This is a genomic window from Fischerella sp. JS2, from assembly GCF_032393985.1.
Classification (GTDB): domain Bacteria; phylum Cyanobacteriota; class Cyanobacteriia; order Cyanobacteriales; family Nostocaceae; genus Fischerella.
In genome coordinates this window covers 5,786,414-5,805,019 of the sequence record NZ_CP135918.1, presented here as the reverse complement: position 1 = coordinate 5,805,019, position 18,606 = coordinate 5,786,414, and the positions used below count along the sequence as shown (strand labels likewise).

General features: G+C 39.4%; 19 protein-coding genes. 9 read left to right on the top strand and 10 right to left on the bottom strand.

The genetic code is table 11. The features are described from left to right. Positions 1–112 precede the first annotated feature (112 nt). Positions 113–1,585, bottom strand: a complete 1,473-nt coding sequence (locus RS893_RS24885; RefSeq protein WP_315788319.1) for a TIGR03985 family CRISPR-associated protein — start codon at positions 1,583–1,585, stop codon at positions 113–115. A 129-nt stretch (positions 1,586–1,714) separates the two neighbouring features. On the opposite strand from RS893_RS24885, the gene RS893_RS24880 reads away from it, so the two are divergent. Continuing rightward, a complete protein-coding gene (locus RS893_RS24880; protein WP_315788318.1) occupies positions 1,715–2,704 on the top strand; it encodes a CRISPR-associated protein Csx3 in 990 nt (329 codons plus the stop codon). 385 nt (positions 2,705–3,089) lie between these two features. Here the strand turns inward: RS893_RS24880 and RS893_RS24875 are convergent, their stop codons facing one another. Next, positions 3,090–3,464 (bottom strand): hypothetical protein, encoded by a 375-nt coding sequence (locus RS893_RS24875; protein WP_315788317.1) that lies wholly within the window; start codon positions 3,462–3,464, stop codon positions 3,090–3,092. After that, positions 3,461–3,793, bottom strand: a complete 333-nt coding sequence (locus RS893_RS24870; protein ID WP_315788316.1) for a DUF5674 family protein — start codon at positions 3,791–3,793, stop codon at positions 3,461–3,463. Before RS893_RS24870 ends, RS893_RS24875 begins: the two co-directional genes overlap by 4 nt. A gap of 1,007 nt (positions 3,794–4,800) precedes the next feature. On the opposite strand from RS893_RS24870, the gene RS893_RS24865 reads away from it, so the two are divergent. The 8 genes from RS893_RS24865 (at position 4,801) to RS893_RS24830 (ending at position 13,043) form a co-directional block, all read left to right on the top strand. After that, on the top strand, positions 4,801–6,615 hold the full coding sequence (locus RS893_RS24865) for a Cas10/Cmr2 second palm domain-containing protein (RefSeq protein WP_315788315.1): 1,815 nt from the start codon (positions 4,801–4,803) through the stop codon (positions 6,613–6,615). Beyond that, a complete protein-coding gene (locus tag RS893_RS24860; RefSeq protein ID WP_315788314.1) occupies positions 6,603–7,757 on the top strand; it encodes a type III-B CRISPR module-associated Cmr3 family protein in 1,155 nt (384 codons plus the stop codon). Before RS893_RS24865 ends, RS893_RS24860 begins: the two co-directional genes overlap by 13 nt. A 15-nt stretch (positions 7,758–7,772) precedes the next feature. After that, on the top strand, positions 7,773–8,582 hold the full coding sequence (locus RS893_RS24855; protein WP_315788313.1) for an RAMP superfamily CRISPR-associated protein: 810 nt from the start codon (positions 7,773–7,775) through the stop codon (positions 8,580–8,582). Continuing rightward, on the top strand, positions 8,582–8,983 hold the full coding sequence (locus tag RS893_RS24850; protein ID WP_315788312.1) for a hypothetical protein: 402 nt from the start codon (positions 8,582–8,584) through the stop codon (positions 8,981–8,983). Before RS893_RS24855 ends, RS893_RS24850 begins: the two co-directional genes overlap by 1 nt. Then, on the top strand, positions 8,983–10,677 hold the full coding sequence (locus RS893_RS24845; protein ID WP_315788311.1) for an RAMP superfamily protein: 1,695 nt from the start codon (positions 8,983–8,985) through the stop codon (positions 10,675–10,677). The genes RS893_RS24850 and RS893_RS24845 overlap by 1 nt, the downstream gene beginning before the upstream one ends. Positions 10,678–10,896: 219 nt before the next feature. After that, the gene (locus RS893_RS24840) at positions 10,897–11,100 is read left to right on the top strand and encodes a hypothetical protein (RefSeq protein WP_315788310.1); all 204 of its coding nucleotides are present in this window, start codon (positions 10,897–10,899) and stop codon (positions 11,098–11,100) included. A 445-nt stretch (positions 11,101–11,545) separates the two neighbouring features. Next, the gene (locus RS893_RS24835; protein ID WP_315788309.1) at positions 11,546–11,773 is read left to right on the top strand and encodes a hypothetical protein; all 228 of its coding nucleotides are present in this window, start codon (positions 11,546–11,548) and stop codon (positions 11,771–11,773) included. Positions 11,774–11,906: 133 nt separating this feature from the next. Then, positions 11,907–13,043 carry a CRISPR-associated protein gene (locus RS893_RS24830; protein WP_315788308.1) on the top strand — a complete coding sequence of 379 codons (1,137 nt, stop codon included), beginning with the start codon at positions 11,907–11,909 and terminating at the stop codon, positions 13,041–13,043. A gap of 623 nt (positions 13,044–13,666) precedes the next feature. On the opposite strand, the gene RS893_RS24825 is transcribed toward RS893_RS24830, so the two are convergent. The 7 genes from RS893_RS24825 to RS893_RS24795 all read right to left on the bottom strand — a co-directional run bounded on the left by RS893_RS24825 (position 13,667) and on the right by RS893_RS24795 (position 18,342). Further along, positions 13,667–14,038, bottom strand: coding sequence for a hypothetical protein (locus tag RS893_RS24825; RefSeq protein ID WP_315788307.1), 372 nt, complete (start codon positions 14,036–14,038; stop codon positions 13,667–13,669). 9 nt (positions 14,039–14,047) lie between these two features. After that, positions 14,048–14,485, bottom strand: a complete 438-nt coding sequence (locus RS893_RS24820; RefSeq protein ID WP_315788306.1) for a hypothetical protein — start codon at positions 14,483–14,485, stop codon at positions 14,048–14,050. 270 nt (positions 14,486–14,755) lie between these two features. Then, positions 14,756–15,349 (bottom strand): hypothetical protein, encoded by a 594-nt coding sequence (locus tag RS893_RS24815; protein WP_315788305.1) that lies wholly within the window; start codon positions 15,347–15,349, stop codon positions 14,756–14,758. 225 nt (positions 15,350–15,574) lie between these two features. Further along, complete coding sequence (locus RS893_RS24810; RefSeq protein ID WP_315788304.1) at positions 15,575–16,975, bottom strand: ThiF family adenylyltransferase; 1,401 nt, start codon at positions 16,973–16,975, stop codon at positions 15,575–15,577. A 225-nt stretch (positions 16,976–17,200) separates the two neighbouring features. After that, positions 17,201–17,686: a hypothetical protein gene (locus RS893_RS24805; RefSeq protein WP_315788303.1), complete on the bottom strand. Its 486-nt coding sequence runs from the start codon at positions 17,684–17,686 to the stop codon at positions 17,201–17,203. A gap of 8 nt (positions 17,687–17,694) precedes the next feature. Beyond that, positions 17,695–17,892 carry a hypothetical protein gene (locus tag RS893_RS24800; protein ID WP_315788302.1) on the bottom strand — a complete coding sequence of 66 codons (198 nt, stop codon included), beginning with the start codon at positions 17,890–17,892 and terminating at the stop codon, positions 17,695–17,697. 75 nt (positions 17,893–17,967) lie between these two features. Beyond that, positions 17,968–18,342 carry a hypothetical protein gene (locus RS893_RS24795; protein WP_315788301.1) on the bottom strand — a complete coding sequence of 125 codons (375 nt, stop codon included), beginning with the start codon at positions 18,340–18,342 and terminating at the stop codon, positions 17,968–17,970. Positions 18,343–18,606 lie beyond the last annotated feature (264 nt).

The window sequence follows — 18,606 nt, the reverse complement described above, 5'->3', positions numbered from 1 at the left end:
TTTAACTATCATTCAACTAGAATGATGCTGGTTAAGTTGAGGAAACAAAATTCAACCTAATCATGGGGAAGAGAATAGATTTAACTTTCATTCAACCCGACCCGAAATTAATTTAATTTTGGTAAAATTTCCAAGTTTCTTGAATGTCTTTCGCCATGCGCGAGCGTAAATCTCCAGGTAACAATATCTCTACATTTGGACCCCAAGCTCTCAAACGCATAATCACATTGTTATCATTCACGCGATACATAGCTGTATAGTAAGCATCCTCTGGAAAACGCTGCAAAATTTCTATGAGTTGCTTTTCTTGTTCTGAATTATTAGCATATTTTTGGATTAACGAAAGCTTTCCCCGATGGGATTTTACAAGAGTGAATGTTTCATGGCGAAAGGTATCTTTAATGTGCGAATCGTGAAAATTGCGGTTGAAGCGAAGCAACATCAAACGAGAGGGCTGATAAAAATCAAAACCCCAAACTTTTTTCATATCATCTTGAACATCTTGGGGTAGAGGAAGATTGTTGACGCGATATTTTTCCAATAAAAACTCAGGAATACGAGCATCTGACCACTCTAAAATTTTTTCTGATTTAATACGCTCAAGACGATAGTTATACCAGTTCATATTTCCATCAGGATTAATGCCATAAGCACAAAGATATTTAGCACGTTGAACATAGTAAATACAGACAGGATAGACAAGGCACTCCCTTTTACCTAACCGAGCGCTGTGATAATTAAATAAGATTGGCTTAATTTCATCTGAACGCCAATTTTCTTGTAATTTATCTTGAAGGTCATCAACTTCAAATTGAATATCTTCAGGAACAATATAATCAACATGTAAAAAAACTCGGCGGGTTCCAGAAACTTCCTGAGAAATTCGGTCTGCAATTGGAGCTAATTTAGGGTCGAGAAAAGTTAGCATATCTAAAGCCTGAGCTAAGTCAGCTAATTCAGTAGGATTTAAGCCACCAAGAAAATTAGGTTCTTCTTGTGTTGATTGAGGAGATTCTTCTGCCATCCAACTAGGTAACTGCTCAACTTGATAAATTTCATTTTGTCTTTTAGATAAAGAGTATTCAAATTGAATCCACTCCCTATCTTTAAGGAAATTAATATCATTTTGTAGAGTTTTACGAGTTTTAGCAAATATACGTTCTTTTAATATCTGCTGAAAAACTTGTTTAGATATTGCACTATGCTTTTGCACATCTTGTTGCCATTGAGCAACAGAAATTCCGTAAAAATCTAGCCAATCTTTTGTGGTTTTATAACAAGGACATTGGGAATTATGAGGTTTTAAGATATCTTCAGTCTTTTCTAGTGACTTACCTCGAGGATGATTTGATTGATGAGGGGGCTGCAATTTCAAGAATTCTTGACACCACTCATTAAATGTTAATCCGTCTTTTGACTCTGATTCTATGTGAGGTTTTTGTTCTCCATCTCCATAGAACCAATTGATCAATCTCCATCGCCGCATAGCTGTAATCAAATTTTGGCTTTGGTTAAGCGAACCATCGACTAAATTTTGTAAAAGTCGAAAGTTAGGAAACAAGGGAAACTGTTCAAGGTTAGACATAAGATGTTTTTTCAAAGCTGTCACTCTACATTAACAACCCTTTGGAAACCTTACCTTCCAAGCCTGGAAAACCCCCTTTCCTCCTCTATGCGATAGTGAGACTGTTCCAAAACACATCCATAATCATCTATGCATAGCTACCAGCTCAAACTAGAAGGCGAGGTATTACGAGTCGGATTTAACCGTGTCCTACCAGCTCAGGGCGATCGCATTGTGCGCGATGCTCTGGAACAATTAGAGCAGATGATTGACTCTAGGCAAATTCCCGGTGGACATCGCATCCTGATTGACGGACCCCAATCTGTCCCTGTCGCCTATGTTCTCTCCCATAAACTGGTTCATTTATACGAACTTGTTGCTGTACTTGACCCAAAACTTGGCGGTAAAATCGGTACACCAACTGGTGCAATAAGATACAAAACCTATATAGTCACCTCTGCTCATGGTTCCGCAGAATATAAAGTGGGGGATGTGATTGAAACAAAAGAATCCCAACCAGAGCGTTCTATCATCAAAGTAGTATTGTGTGGACCACCACGTTCTGGAAAGTCCTGTTTGCGAGAGGCATTAAAAAAGGCAATTTTGAGTAATTTGGGCGCACCTTATCCCTACGTGATTACCGCTTGTCCTGATGGCGAAGGGGCACATTATCAAGAAACTTATGAAAAAAACCAGCCACTAGCCAAAGACATAAAACCCAGCAATAAAGCAGATGTGACCCCAGAATTTGCACAAGAAGCAGCCAAGTGGGTCAAGAGCGCTAACCAGTTAATTAACATTGTTGATGTTGGCGGTAAAACCTCACCAGAAAATAAAATCATTATGCAGCCAGCGACCCATGCGGTGATCTTGTCAGGAGATACAAGTAAGTTTGCTGAGTGGGAAGATTTTTGTCTGTTGTTGGGACTGAAGGTGATTGCTAAGATTCATAGCCAATTGGATGCACAACAGGACGAAGTATATCTCCGTGATGACTGGAAACAGAGAACAAATGAACTGCTAGAGCAAAATCCGCTACTTACAGGTAGTGTATATGGACTAAAGCGAGGACAAAATTTATCAACCCGTCCGATGGTACAAAAATTGGCTGAGGTATTGATTCATTTGACGAAGTGTTAAATCAATACAATAATGTTACGAAAAATTATTTTGTTTTTTCGTAAAATAAATTTTATCTAGTTAAATAGTGAATACTGAAAGCAAGAATGATTTGGTGTTTTAATTTTCGATTTTAGTACCGTTTCATCTTGCTATTCAGTATTTTTTAAATTAAACATTTAACAGGTACACCTGATTATTGCGTTTCGTTTCCAACTAATCCAATTTAACCCAATCGGTAGGGTTAAGTACGAATCAAAGATATTTGATTCTATTCTTTAATGTTAGCTTAAATTTCAACTTAATGAGTTTTATTAATTGAGGATTTTATCTTAAATTACATAAATTTGATAAAATCAATTTTAACTTGAATTTCTCAAAATTAAAAACGTAGCTCTATTTATAACTACGCACTAAGTGATTCTGGCTCTTTACCAGAAATCTCCAGAACCCGACGCAACCAATCTTGGGTTTGCCTAGCAGCAGATTGCCTTTGTTCAGCATCAGACCAGAAGTTGTCCCAATGGAATAGCCAACGAGTCAGAAGACGAATTAAGTCAACTAACTCTGCGGCTCGGTCAATATCATCTGCCTTTACCATGTCTGGTACAGTCCACTCAATAAAGTACCTGCTTTCATTGACCAAAGTCATTATCAAATCTGGGGATGATGCCTGAGTCCACAAAAATTCAATTTGTGATAAGTGTGCAGCTAAATGATGCAAACGGGTAGGAACATCATCTTGTATAAAAATTTGCTGTTGTGGTGTCACTTCGATCATAGGTTTTCCAGGAACTCAATAATAACTTGCACTACTCTTTCTTTAATATTAGAGTCCAATATCTCCATTGAGCGGTTTTGGCGAGGACGAAGATTGACCATAGACTCATAGATGATTTTCCCAGTCAAAGGCATGAAGCTGGCAGCCCAAATGTCTTGTTGCCTACTGCCGTCATCTAGCAACTTTTCTTCGCAATCAGCGTGCAGCTCACCACCACCAACCAACATCTGACGTTCAATATCCACTGCGGTTTTGATGTAGAACTTATGCTGTTCCAACATTTGTTCAAGTTGTTCAGGTGTGGCGCGACTGCGTAACAGCAGAATCATTCAAATCATAACCTCTATACATAGTTTATTTGTGCCTACCGACTTATTTTAAATATCGTTCAAAAACGAGGATTTTTTCTATGAAAAGGATAATATCAGACGCTGCAAGGGGGAATCCCACCGTGACAGTTAAACGTTTGACAGGCACACCTGATAATCATATGTTCACAATAGACAGCAAGCCTCAGCAGAAACCAGCAAAGGCTTAATGGTCTAAAATCATACTTTTTAATAAGTATAGGTTGCAAGTTCAACTCAGAATTAGAAAAAACTCCAAGTCTGCTTCTACAAGTCATTCACCAGAAGAACGCTACAAAAATCAAACAGAAGCGAGAGTTTTTCAGATATTTTATACAAAAGAGCCTACCACCTCATCTACAAACTTCGAGATTAATCTCACATAACGAGGCTTTGCATATTCAACAGTAATGCGATCAATTCGCATTCTTTGATGCTTGCATACCTAAGTAATTGCCTTGGTAATGATTGAATCTCTGGAAATTTTTTGTAGATAATAATGAGGGTTATATGTGTCGAAACAAGTTAATTGTTTGGATTAGCTTAACTGTTGTTTATATTACATGTCATTTGGTTGTTGCAATCTATTTGGGAAAGCCTTGGCAATTGAGTTTACCACAATTTGTCACTTTGACAACTAGTACATTTACAGTGATATCAGGTGGTAGTATAATCCATCAAATAATTACTTCACAGCAACTATTACAACAATTAACGAAGTTATTGAGTGATGATAGCATTATTACCCTGTTTGTAGGTGCAGCTACTGTGATCTGGGTGTCCATACAAGAAATACTGAGACCTTAAATTTAGGACTCAGATAAAAAGAGGAGAAAAAGGGTAAACGCGGTTATAAGGGGAATTTTGAAATGCTCTTACCGCGTTCCTGTTTCACTGAAGTTAGTCTAAATACTGGAAATTGCCCTTTCCATCTACCTGCTAAATTTAGGTGTTACTGAAACTCCAGCAGCCTTAATAACCATATCTAAATGATAGACAACATTTACACTGCAATCACCTTTGCACCCGTTCAGGGGTTCATTGAAAAGTCTCGCAAATTGCGAGATCTGTACGGGAGTTCCTATTTACTTTCCTTTTTAGCTTGGGCTATTTGCTATGTTGCAGAATGCAATGATTGTAAAGTTGTATCTCCAGCTTTACCGAATGTTACTCAAGGAATGCCGAATCAAATTATTATTCAAGGAGATTTCAAAAAAGAAGATGCCGAATTTGCATTAAACACAGCTTGGGAATGCGTGACAGAAACTTGTCGCGAGTGGATTGAAGCACAAGTTGTAGACAGAGGTGATGGTAAAAAATGGGATTATAAATCCTGGAAAAGAATTTGGGGATTGTGGACTAAATATGCTTGGGAATTCTTCTGGGTTCAAGGAAAACCTGGTGAAAGTATTAGTGATGTTCGTCAACGCTTGAATGAGAAAAAACGCTCCCGTGCTTGGACTGGGATAAATTGGCAAGGGGAAAGTTCTACACTCTCTGGTGCGGATGCGATCGCTTACCCTGGACTTGGTATTCATGAACCCCAAAAATACAATTATCAAGCAGAAAAAGCTGCTGTTAAGGAGTTTTATACTCAATTAAGTAAGAAACTAGGAGAAAGTTTTATCGATTCGATGGGGTTAAAGCTTTCACAGGCTAGTAGAGTTGAACTAAGTAAAAAATACGGGGAATCTTTTATTGTCGGCAATGAAGAACTCAACGTTCCTGAATTGGTGAAGCGGTTAGTTACGCATAACGCGATCGCAGAAAGATTAATCGAACGATTTCAACAGCTTTTCCAAGTTGATCAAACTCAGCTTCCAAAAATTTCTAGGCAAATCCAAGAGTTGTCAGAAGACCTCAACCCTGATTCCTTCAAAGATATCAGCCGACTCAACGAGGCTAAATATATTGATGATGGCTATCAGCTTGTAAGAGAAAAACTACCTCACCAAGGCTGGTTTGTTGGGGATGGTGACAAAGCTGGTGATTACTTGAAAAGTTTTGCAGACAAACCAGAAGAAGCAAGTAAAACCAACGAGTTTAGCGAATTGATGCGGAACTGGGGTAAGGACTTTAAAGATTACTTTAAAAATCACCCACCCGAAGATTGTCGTGTCGTTTACGCAGGAGGTGATGATTTTCTAGGCGTTTTTTATGAAACCAAACAAGCAGGTGAATTGAAACCAAAGCGTTGTGTTGATTTCTTCACTACCTTTAAAAAGGATGTATGGGATCAAAATAATAATCAAGCAGAGAAAAAACCCATTACTGTCAGTGTTGGTTTCGTCTGGGCTGCGTCTGGTATCCCGCAACGCGATGTATTACAACATTGCCGTGAAGCTGAGAAATCTGCAAAAAATAATGGACGCGATCGCATTGCTTTTCGGGTTTTGTTTAACAACGGTAATTATTTAGAGTGGGTGTGTCCTTGGTGGCTATTAGAAGCAGGATTGTTGTCGAGTTATTGCGATCGCGAAGGAAAACAAAACTGGACGCATATATATAATGATGTCGCCATTTTGGAATCCCGTCATGCTTTCGACAATGGAAGCACAGATATTGCTTTAGGTTTATTTAAGGTATATTTTCCAGAGCAAATAGTAGACATCATCAAAGACAAAAACAACTGGCTGCATGATCATAATGCAGATTTAACAGTTGTAAAAACAGGAATTTTAGGCGATCGCAAGAATTACTACAAACTGGAGACCAAAGAAATAGATATTACCAAAGTCAACAAAGCACTTAACGACTGGATTATTAACCTTGCCAAAGTGGGCTTTCAGCTATGTCAACAGTAGAAGAATTGCAAAATAATTCTGCAAAATCAAAAGATTTTCATCGTCCGCCATTCAAATATCTAATAGCAATTGAACCTCTGGGTCTACTCTATGGTAGTGCGGGAAAATTTCTCTCGCCAGAAAATTTAGTGGGGCGTTCTGGTAGTTATTTTCCTCCCAGTACTGCAACTTTATCAGGTTTATTTGCAGCCTCCTACACAGATGCAGAAATTCATGATTTACTTTTGGCTGGCCCCTTCTGGGGAATCACAGATGAGTTGAAGCCAACTGAGCAAAACTTTTATGTTCCCACTCCACGCAACTATTTAGTTAAAGATGGCAAAATTGAAGCTAAATTAACCTGGAAAAAATACAAAGATAAGCAGGATAAGGAATCCTACGGTTGGCGAGATGGGGACAAAGAACCTCCGAACGACAAATTTGAGAGTAACACTTGGCTAGCAATCAATCAGTGGGATGAAGCTAAAGAAGTAAAAAAAGCTCCTTGGAAATTCTTACCTCATTTACATCCACGACTAGAACTAGATGAGCGTCGAGTTGTGAGACAGAAAAATGACCAAGAAGCACCGCAGGGTAGCTTGTTTCTGGAAAACTCAGTCCAAATGGAACCCGGTACTTGTTTGGTTTATTTTTCTAACACCAAACTTGAGCCTGGTTGGTATCGCTTTGGTGGTGAAGGACACATGGTCGATGTCAGCTGTCTTGACTTAGCTCAAAATATCACAACTAAAATCAATCGCACGATTAAAAACAGTTTTGCTTTAATTACTCCTGGGGTTTGGGGTTCTAATCGCCTATCCTATCGAGAACCTATTTATTTACAAAAGGGCGATAAACAGAAATACTCTAAACCAGACCAACAAAGCGATGAGCAAAAAGTTTGGTCAGTCGAAGCCCTTCTAACAGAACGCCCTATACCCTTTCGTTACCGCTTGGGAAATCGTGAAAATCAGCAGCGCGATCAACCCAAACTCCTGTCTCGCGGACGTTATGCCGTTCCTGCGGGTACTGTCTACATATTGAAAGAACCGCTAAATCAACCTTGGCAAGAATGGTCGGATGAGTGGTTCCCAAAAGAAGGCCCATCCCTCAAACGTTGGGGATGCGGTTTGGCGCTACCTTTACCGAGTGCAATAAACTAATTTGGAGAAATATAAATGTACAAAAAAGCCTACGGTATCATCGAAACTATGGCTCCTTTGCATGTTGGAGCCAGTGCGGGTGAAGAAACTGGCAATCTTAACCTAATCTTCCGCGACCAATTTACCCAAACTGCGATTATCCCTGGAAGTTCAATTCGTGGTCGCTTCCGTGCAGATATGCGATCGCACGAACGAGGTATGGAAAGAAAATGGTACGGTCATGAAGCTATCTCAGGAGAGGAAAACACGACAACCGAAGCACTGGTCAAATTTGAGTATGCTTCTTTAGTATGGCTACCTGTTTTCTGTCCTGGTCAACCAATTGTTTGGGTTACTTGTCCTTGGCTGCTCAAACGTTACAAGCAAATTACTCAAATCTCCGCAACTCTGCCCGAACCTTATACTGCACCTAGAGCTTTGCAGGGTCGTCAAGTTGACACTAATCGTAAAGTTTTGTTTTTCAATCTGGGCTTTATCGAAATCGAGCATGAAGCAGACCTATCAGCCTGGATACCGGCTGGATCTAATTTGAATGCAGACAACTTGGTTGTAGTAGCCAACAATGATATTGCCATGCTGCATGACATGGCGCTTTACCGCCAAAGCCGGGTAAAACTGTCAGATACCGAAAAGAAAGTAGACGGCGGTGCATTTTTCAACCTGGAAGCTTTACCCGAAGGAAGTATTCTGGTGTTTCCGATTGCGCTGAAGGAAGCAGGCTGGAAACCCTTTGGTAATGATGTATCTGATGAACTTTATTTTGGTGGCCTGGAGTCAATTGGGTTCGGTCGTTGTCAAGTTACTTTGGGAGGAGCATATCAATAATGGCTTGGAAATCTTACGGACTAGACCGAGAAGCACAAAAATTGGTAATAAATGCCAAACAGCGAGATGAAAAGTCTCTCAATCAATCTTACAAAATGCGGATGGCGGTTGCTTACGGGTTGGAGCGTTTTTGGGGAGAACATTTGCGTCTTGTAGCTAAAGAACGGGAAAAGTCTCAGTATTGGAAAGAAACTTGGGATGCACTAGTCGCAATTATGGCAAAGGCCGGAGTTGAAATTCCCAACGATCCTGTCAACATCAACAATGTTAACGAGATTCAAGCAATGTCCGATAAACTCTGGCAATTGAACATAGCTGACCAACGGGTGGCGTTAGCAGTGCTGACGCAACTGTGTGACTGTATTGTTTGGTGGACACAACGTTATAAAGGTGACAAATAATGCCTGTAATTCCCGAACCAGCTAAAAAAGTTCCGATGATGTTTCGGGCGCAGATTAATGGACGTTGCCAAATCCAAAGGCTTGTTCCTGGTGCGCCAGAACAGGATGCTACACGTTGGGCTTCGGAATGGGTAGACAAGGCTTATCCCAAACTTCCCGAACCTAGTGCTGAAGTCCAAACCCGCACTTACACTTTGACTTGGCGATTTATCACTAATAGTGGACAGGATGACGGTGTAATTCGCCCAGTCATTGGTGCGAGGGGCTGGCCCTTTTATCCAGGTAGCAGTATGAAGGGTATTTTCCGTCGCGCCTGCACAAAAGAACAAGCAGAACACTATTGTGGCAAAACTTCTGCTAGTGGAGAATTGCAACCTGGTATCCTACGTTTTCATGGCGGCTATCCTACTGATACCGCCTGGACTGAAAACTTAGTAGATATCGTTCATCCGCAGCAGAATTGGCAAGTTAAAACAGGGAACAAAGATGGTGGTGCTTTTATTCAGATTTCTCTGTATAAACCGGAACTTCAATTTGGCATTTCCAGTATCGAAGAACTGGCAGCATCAGAATGGGAGACAATCTGGATTATCTGGGAAAAAGCACTTTCGACGGGGATTGGTTGTCGCGTCTGTGCTGGCTACGGACAACCACAGCAAAATACTGGTAATATTATTTACCGTACTCGCATCAAAGGTCAGGGGCAAGCTGCCAAGCTAATTGACGGGACAGGAGAGTTTCGCGCTAATGTCTTCAGAGCAGCTTTGCGGGGTCATGCTTTGCGAATTTTTGGTGGGCTGACTAATGCAGATATGGGAGATCGGATTGTTAATCATCTGTTTGGTAGCGTCCAAGGTAATGGAAATATCGGGCTGCTGGGTATGAGTTTTCGGGATTCTCGTCTGGAGATAGGAACGTTTGGCAGAGGTTCCTATGCCCAGCCCACTTACAGTGTTGAAGGAGAATTGGTGTGGTTGCTGGCTTGTCAACTTGCTGACCCACAACATGAGGAAGTCTTGAAAAAATTGGTGGCGGATCTAACGCGATTCGCTTTTGTGTTAGGTGGTTTTGGCAAATCCTGGCGACGGGCAGACCATCGCCTATTTTACGAGGAATACTACGAGGATGAATATAAGCCTTTAATTGGCTGTCACTGGCAATGGTCAGGGGAGCGATCGCTCGTTCGAGATGTGCAAGTGCGTAAACTAGAACAGGTGGGTGAATTTATTGACAAAGTGCGGCAAACTGCCCAAGAGTGGATGCAACTTCAGGGCATAGCTTCCAATTGTGGGCAAAAAGCTCCCTGGCGCGAAGCCTGGCATCCACAAACGGTGCAAGTCTGGGGACGACAAGCCAGTGACAAAGAAGACTCTGAAGCTATCTTTTGGCTGCATGGCCCCTACCAAGAGGCAATTAGGGGAGTCCAGGCTGAGGGTTCAATTTACCGTTCATCAATTACTGGTCAAATGGGATACATTGGTAGACTCTGGCATCGCATGTATCCCCTTGTTCGCCTAGTCAAAGATCCACAAAATCCCAGCAAACCTATTCCTAAAACTACCCCAGGATACTTAGAACTGATGACACTCTTTCCAGATGATTCTACTGAGTCAAGACAGTTTCTACAATTTCTCAATTCACAACAAGACCGACCAAAAGGTTTTCAGCAACTTTGGCCGCGATCGCAATCTTAATACCTTATATCATGTTCGCTCTTATTACTTATACTGTTGCGTAGGCTGGTAATAGGTAATGGGAAAAACCAATGACCAATGCCCAACAACGAAGCATAATATCGTAAGCAATTAGCCGAACTTGATATCAGAATCGGAAATCTCTGTTTCCACTGCTATGTCATACTTCAATTGCAATCAGAAAAAGCAATTACATAGCTATCTGGAGCAGAGATACATATGAAAAGAAATGCAGGAATCATCACTTCCAAAACGGCAGAATATGGAATTCTAGAATTTCATCCCTCCTTAGTCAATATTCTCACCGAAAATTTACTTTTGAATCTACTGCTAATTCTTCTATTTTGGACAATTATGCCTCTTCCATATTTATTTTGGAAATATCTGCAAATTAAATCTACCAACTATATCTTAACCAGCTAAAGGCTAATTACCAAAACAGGCGTTTTTTGGAAAGAAATCAATTTTGTTGAACTTTATCGGGTACTGGATATTAAGGTAGAAAGAGGTCTTGTATACCAACTGATAGATTTTGGCAGAAGTTGCTTAGGAAGGAAACCAATTTTATTAGGAGATATTTGGGTATTCACCAGTGACTATTCTCATTCCAAGCTATTTCTAGACACTATTCCTAATGCTTTAGGAGTTACCGAAAAAATGAGGAAAGCAATGAACGAGGATAAAGACATCAAAAGAGTTATCCGTCGAGATTAATCTTCTTGGAAATTTAAAAGGGAACGGGGAATAGAGAACAGGGAACTCTTAATAGATAATAATCTTTAATTCGTGAGAAGCCAGATCCCCGACTTCTCAGCAGAAGTCGGGAATCTAAACCCGTTAATCAGATTTTGTAGCTTAGGAAAAAATCATGTCAAGCGATAATTCTTTCGGTTTTAACTTTGATTCAACTCAGAAGTCTGTGGATGAAGAAAGCTTACAGCGAATTGAAGAACAGTGCGATCGCTCAACTGAAAGTTTCCTTTGGGGAGCATACAAAGTTGAAGAAGTGGACTGTCCAGAACCGCAGTCAAGTCATGAAGCATCAGATACAGATGATGATGACGATTCTTTTCAAGATGATTTCGATGACTATTGATTGCGCCTTATTCTTGCAAGAGTTGAAACATCACACTCAACATGACAAGTTGGGACTTTTGCAAGAGACTCCATAAGATGCGATCGCAACAGAAAATAAAAATATCTTTCACCTTTACCCTACTAAAATAATCATGCGTCGAGCTATTATTTCCACTATTGGTACTAGTTTACTCACTAATCAAATCAACCGAGCTAATCCTGATGAAAAAGACTGGTATTCGCACTTGCGGGATACAGCAAATCTGAGTGAGGAGAAAACACCAGAGGATGTTCAGCAGATTATTGCAACTCTTAAACAAAGAGCCGATAAACAACTTGCAGGTGCTAAGATCCCCCAAATTCGTCGTGCAAGTGCAGAATTAAATGGAATTTATGGTATTTATCAAGGGGATTTAAGCCAAGGAAAAGAAGATATTCACTTTCTCGTTGCTACCGATACAATCCAAGGAAAAATCACTGCTAAAATTGTTGAGGATTTTCTGAGAAAGCAAGGATTAAATAATACTAGTATTTATTCTCCAAGCGCGCTTTCTACTGCTAGTACCGAAGCTTTTTCTTTGGGAATTGATGCATTAATTGTTTGGTTGCAGGATACAATACCACCATTGAAAGAAAATAAATACAAAATTTGTTTTAATCTGGTTGGTAGTTTTAAGAGTTTACAAGGTTATCTCAATACTATTGGGATGTTCTATGCCGATGAAATAATTTATATATTTGAAGGAGAAAAATCTGAATTAATTACTATTCCTCGCTTACCCATTGCGGTCGATATCTCTCTAATTAAACCATATACACTTCAACTAGCATTATTGGATGCTGGTGCTGGACTTTCTATTAGTGAAACCCAAGGGATTCCTGAAACAATGCTAGCGGAAGTTGATGAAAAAATGACGCTTTCGACTTGGGGACAGTTAATCTGGAATCAATGTAAAAATGACCTGCTTTGCGAAGATTTACTTCCCTTCCCTAGATTAGAATTTCAAGATTCTTTTAAGGCTGACTACAATAAAGAAAGAGAGGAGCAACCAAGAGTAAAGCTCCAAGAAACTCTCGCTAAAATTTCTTATTTATTAAAAGAATCTAATGGTGATGTTAGCATTCTCAAAAAACATGGGGGTTTGCAGTATGACAAGTATACAAATATGGGAAATGTTGACCATTTTCGAGTAACTCAAGGAGTGCGGGTTAGCTGTCGTTCTGACCAAGGAAAATTAATACTATATCGCTATGGTAAAGAGGAAGAGGTTAATAAAAATCCCTATTAAGCTGTTGTGATAAAATCGCCAACGCCAAATATAATAAAGTTCACAAAAGGGTTATTTGACCCTGCGGGTTTTCAAAAAGATAATTCGGAATTTAAACCTGATTAGTTTCCAACTAATCCTAATTAACGCAATCGGTGCGGGGTCTTAAAGCAACCCATCCTAGTACCACAACCAGCAGTTTCCATCCTTACCGAATTAACGCAATCGGTGCGGGAACCTTAGGTATTGGTAATAATGAGTTTGCACGTTTAATGTTTCCATCCTTACCGAATTAACACAATCGGTGCGGGTCTGTGCCCTGAAAACGCTACATAGTAAGCGTTTCAGAACGGGTTTTGGCAGATCTCAAAAAGAGGTTAATTTCAGCCACACTTGTTGAGACATTTTTTCATTTATCTCGACACTTCAAACCTTCAAAGTATTTACTTGTCTAGGTTCTAGCGTTTTTGGCAGAACCCCCCAGGTTTTAGCCACCGCTTCGTTCTGCCAAACATCAAGCTGATAACCAAACCATAAATCGATCACCTGCTTTTGTCGAGATTTTGTCAACCAAAAATCAAATCTTTAAATCGCGTAAAGCCAGACGAATTTGCTCACCCTAATCCCACAATATACTATGTAGGTCACTTGTAGGTTATTGTTAAGAGTTTCTTCTGAATAATTGCTTCAACTTGTTCCTCTGCGAAACTGTTGTTTGAGAGTAATTTCAATCGGGTTGAGAGAACATCCTGTAGGCTTTCCATCTTGTGACTGATAGCCCACAGTAAAGCGACAGGAAATAAGGCAATTATTGAAGCAATAAAAATACCAGCTGAAGCAATCATTGAAAAGGCAAATACTGCTTCAATGACACTAAGAGATACACTAATAACCAGCGCTTCTTTGTCAGGTTTATTATAATGACATTCCTCTAAATCATTGAGCAGATTTAATTGAGTTTTATGATTGATATCTTCTGGATTATCTTGAGAGTAATTGAATTCATCTTGAATCATAATTTCTCCTTAGTTTTTCTTCTCTAGAATTGCTTTGCGAGTATTTTGTGTATCTTTTTTTAGCTTGATTCCTACTAGCACTTTAGTAGCATTAGCATGAGCATAGAAACTAGCCAGTCCACCACCGACTAACCCAGCTGATATTGCCAAAGGTCCTCTTCCTGCTTGTTTGGCAAGTAATTGAGGCACCATTGCAAATATCAAGCTTCCAGCTATAATGACTATAAATTGGGTAATTTGCCGTTGGTTGCGTGATAATCGGCGATCGCACACAGCATTATATTTAGCAATCTGCGATTTGGCTAAATCATGTTTAGCATATTCTTCAATAGCAGTCATGATATATATGCGATCATATTCAGGCATTTTTTTAAGAATTGTTTGGGAAGTTTTGAGCCAATGTTCAAGTCTAGCTCTACGTTTTGATGAAATTTTTTCAGGTATCATCTTTTTTTACTTGATAAAATTGAGAAAGATTGTTGATAGTTAATAGCTAAAAAAATTAAATGATAACTGATAACTAATAACTTTTAACCATCAACCATTGATTACTAAAATCAGATTAGCAGACTACAGGAATGGTCTATTTCCGTACTATTTGAAAGAGCCAATCCAGACAAGCCTGATTGTCAGCATATGTGCAGATTTGTGTATTCTTAACTGACATCAGTTGACGGCTTAATTGGTTTTGCAAATCGACAGCTGGACCAATTATTACTACAGCGCCTCCTTTCTGGACAATACTTGCAATTTTTGATTTAATGAGAGTAAAATCTTTTGCTGATGATTGACAAGTTCAGCAGATTGAATCACAATAACTGCTGCTACAGATTGATTATTCCCCTGGCTTTGTTGATGCTGAATCTCTGTTTCTAAACGAGTAAGTGCATCTATTAAGGAAGTTCCCTGAGCTTTACCAATTCCGGGTGGTTGGAGGGCGATCTGTTTGCACTGGTTTTGTAGCAACAAGCGATCGCGCTCTTGAAATTCCTGATTGCTCAATATAGCTACCTTATCCGCAAACTTTCCTTGAATATTAGTATCACCCTCCACTAAATACTCAATGTATTGGTGACAAAGCGCTTCTAGGGATGCTTTGTAAGGTAGATTTGACAAAGATACATCTATCATTAAAACGCTGATTACCCGATGGGTAAACCCGTCCATGAGCAGAGGAATTCCTATTATTAATGCTCCCGCAATACCACAGAGCCAAATTAGCGGAGATTTCCACAAGGGTGGTTCCTTCTGAGTCTGTTCAAAAGAGCTATTATAATTATCTTTTGAATGATTACGGTGAGATAAACTCATAGTAATTGTCTCCCATATATTGAGTTTTCAAGGTACTGAATATACTTCTTGCATGAATCCTCAAAATCCTACCTCAACCCTGCCATTTATAAAGTAAGGAAGTTGATTAGGAAGTATTTCAAATATTTGTGCAAGAAGTTTTTAGTGAACCAACACTTTCAAGTTTTACATACTCTTGGAAACTGGAATTTCCATCAGCAAGAGCTAGTTAAAATCGAACTAGAACTAGAAGATAATTATTTTATCTTCATCTAAAGTAATTTTCAAATCAGAAGCGGATGAACAAAAATAACAATCAGGAGTTTCTAAATACTCTGTATTCGTCTTATGCCAACTAGAACTAGGAAAATCATAAATCCAGTCAAGACCAGAATCTAAATTCAGAAAACCACTGACCATTCCATGAATTACCCCGACCCCTGTACTAGCGCAAATACTATTTAACCAAAATACTGCTGGGTCATTGATTCCTTCTAAATAACCTGCACCAGCAGCGAGTGTATTAATCTCAGCAGGGGCTGATTCTAGCGCTGCTCTTTGCAGATTGATAATATTACCACACATCAAACACCAGCCACCTCCAAGTGGAGGAACAGTCACACGACAATACATCCGAGGTGTATTGTCTGATTTAACATCTATGTGAGTTCCAAGACAAACCAGAGGACGCATATATTCCAAAGCTAATTCTTGGGCGATTTGTCGAGAAAGATGATTATCAGTTGCAACGACAATTAAATCTGAAGCTGCAATTTCTTGTTTAACTGACTCATTTGCAACCGAGGTTGGTATTGCTTTTACACAAGAACCTGTAGAGTAGATTCTTTTGATCAGATGTTTCACATAGTCAACTTTATACCATTGCTGATCTACCATTTTCTGTGTAGCCCCAGGTGTTCGATTGAGATTGACTGCTTCTAAACGGTCTGGGTCGATTAACACCCATTTTTTCACACCCAAACGTTCCAGCAATTCCGCAAAAATTGAACCGATACCCCCACAGCCTATTAAAGTAACTGTGAGTTCGCTCAGTTGTTTTTGACAAGTTTCTCCAAAAACTTTTTGACGAGCAAACATTAAGTCTGCATTGTTTAGTAAATCTTCAGATTCTGGAACTTCAAACCATGATTGATAGCACTTAATTCTCTGGAAAGACAGCCCATTTCTGTCCCAAATCCGAAATTGATATTGTTGCAATGACTCATCAAAAACTCCGGAAATTAAGCGAGGTTTTTGATGAAAGCTAGACGAGATAAACTTAGCATATTCAGATTCATAGCGGTCATCAACACCGGAAAAATCGGGAATTCCTTGACCAGCATGAGTGTGAATATGAACTACATTAAGTCCTTCACTCAGATAGGTTTTAAGCAGATACCAGTGAAATGGCTGTTTCAGTACTAACCCACTCACAGATTGACGTTCATAGCAATCACCAGAGGGAACTACCCAAGCTTTGGGGAAGTATCGAATTTTGTGTTTTGATACCTGATGACGTTTACAAAACAAGAAACCAATGACTTCTTCATTTCTTCTCTGATATTTTTGCATACATTGGCGAAACTGACTCCACATTTGCGGGGGTATGTGTAGAGAAACTTCGGGTGATTTTTTCTGATTATTCATCCTCTTTTCATCCTTACTGAAGCGTAATTTTGGTCGTCATTAGTCATTTGTCCTTGGTCATTTAGAGCTTGCAAAGTACAAATGATGGTCTTAACGAAAATATGCAAGCTTTATTTTTTGTTACCAGGTTCAACCTGGTAACGAGGTTTTGGAGATAGAGTCTCCCAACTATTGCAACTATTGCAAACTCGTAACTGATAACAGTTAACTAATAATTGTTAACTGTTAATCATCAGTGTTGATTGCGTAACGTGCTGTGACAAACAAAGTAGCGAGATTATGTCCTTTTTCAGCTTGATTGCTAGGTTTCCAACTATTGAGCCATTTATCTCGATTAAATCCTCCGCCAAGTCCAACACAATACCAGTACCATCCTTCATCGCTTAAAAATGGCGCTCCGTAGTAGCTCTGTCTGGTAAAATGATGGTCTCCTTCTCCTACCGTGTCCCAAGGATAATTGAGATAGCAGCCAATCGGAGGAAGTCGGGGATATTCTGGTGGTAACAAAAACAAAACATCAGTATTAGAAGCCTTGAATTTTTTGGACGATAAAGGCATTCCTTTGACTAAAACTGCTGTGTATTTCGTATCACCAATAGTTTTGCTACCAGCAATAATATTCTTGGCAACTTTTTCTAATAGTTTGAGTTCTTCAATAATTCTCGAACTCGGTTTATTTCCTAATTGATCGGGATTAATTGTGATTGTCATACTTCACCTCAACCTTTAACAATTTTGGGAACAGTCCATACTTTTGAGCCTTCTTTGAGGGCTTCATTATTTTTCATTGGTCGAGTACCACTAAAACCTTCTTCCATGACATCATCACTACCAATTTCCGGTAGTCTGGCTTTTAAATCTTCAACTGTTGTACCTTCTGGTAAATCAACCAGTTTCCCATTAACAACTGCTCTCATCTAATCTCCTCGTTTTTTTCTGAATTATTTGATGAATTTAGCCGTAGGTTCTAAGGCTATAAAAGCCTAACTGTCTCAAACTTGTTTGATTAACTCCAGAGATTCAGCGTGTTTAAAAGGTTTAGTCTTGTGATATTGTGGTTGATTATTCATTCCAAACCAGAACCATAAGCCAACTAATCCCACAGCGCCACAAACCTTTAGCAATAACAATTGTTTGGTTTGATTTGAGATAGTTTCCTCCAGATAAGTCAATTTTTTATCTAGCTTTTGGATATACCTTTTAACACTGTCAATTTCCTCTAAATGTTTTGTGTTATTTTGTTTAGCGATCGCACTGATTTGTAACTCTAAATTTTGATAGTTTCCTTGCAATTCTTCTGTTTTTCGTTTAATCGAATCTAATTGATTTGCTTCTTGGACGATTAATTTTCCATTAATTGTTGTCATGATTACTCCTTTGTTTGAGCAGTCGAAAGAATTGTTAAATTAGTGTATGTTTACAAGCAGTGAGACAGCGCGGTCTTGGGGGTTTCCCCCATGTAGACGCGCAAGCGGCTTCTCGTAGAGTGCGACTGCGTTCGCGTAGACGCGGAGCGGCTTCCGCAGGTAGCGTCCCTACCCAAAGGGCTTGCTGTAGGCTATACTAAACAGTTAGCAATTCAATTTGATAACTGAATAATTGTACAGACGCGATTAATCGCAAATTGTACA